The following is a 930-nucleotide window of genomic DNA, read 5'->3' as shown; positions in this document are numbered from 1 at the left end:
GAGCGTCGGGTCGACACGGCGCAGCTTAGCAAACGAGAATACCGGCACTTTGACCGATACGTGCTCCGCTTCCGGATGATAGCCCGGCGTGTAGCCAAGTTCCGGAATGGTGTGGCCGAGAATGACTTTCGTCGCGATATTGGCCATCGGCAGGTTTGTGATTTTACTTAAAAACGGCACGGTACGGGATGAACGCGGATTTACCTCCAGCACATACGCCTTGCTCTTGTGAATGACAAACTGAATGTTGAGCAGACCTTTGATATTGAGCCCGCGTGCAATCCGGGTTGTCATGTCAATCAATTCTTCTTTCAACTGTGCCGAGATGGTCTGCGCAGGGTAGACGGCAATCGAGTCGCCGGAATGGACGCCGGCCCGTTCAATATGTTCCATGATGCCCGGAATGAGCACATTTTCACCGTCGCTAATTGCGTCCACTTCGACTTCCGCGCCCATGAGATACGTATCCACAAGCACCGGATGTTCCGGATTAATCTTTACTGCCTCACGCATGTATGTTAGCAATTCCTGTTCGTTGTAGACAATCTCCATGGCACGACCGCCCAGTACGTACGACGGACGAACGAGTACCGGATAGCCAAGCGATGCCGCCGCTTCCACAGCCGCATCAACCGTCGTGACGGTTTTGCCCGGCGGCTGCGCGATGTCGAGCGAACGCAGCAGCTTTTCAAATTTCTCACGGTCTTCCGCTGTATCGATGCTGGCCAGGTTGGTGCCAAGAATTTTTACGCCGGCTTTTTCAAGATCCGCCGCCAGGTTGATTGCCGTCTGTCCGCCAAACTGCACGATGACGCCTTCCGGTTTTTCCTTCTCGATAATATGCAGCACGTCTTCAATATAGAGCGGTTCGAAATACAGACGGTCGGATGTGCTGAAATCGGTCGAAACCGTCTCCGGGTTGTTGTTGAC

At 53.4% G+C, this 930-nt stretch carries 1 protein-coding gene; it reads right to left on the bottom strand.

Features of this window, described 5'->3' with window-relative positions; all coding sequences use genetic code 11:
• Positions 1 to 930, bottom strand: a 930-nt coding sequence (locus B2899_RS02860) for an ATP-grasp domain-containing protein (RefSeq protein ID WP_286883926.1), incomplete at both ends; no start/stop codon positions are given.

It is taken from the genome of Aneurinibacillus sp. UBA3580 (assembly GCF_002375825.1).
Classification (GTDB): Bacteria; Bacillota; Bacilli; order Aneurinibacillales; family Aneurinibacillaceae; genus Aneurinibacillus; species Aneurinibacillus danicus.
The sequence above is the reverse complement of the archived record's forward strand: the minus strand, read 5'-3'. Positions and strand labels throughout refer to the sequence as shown.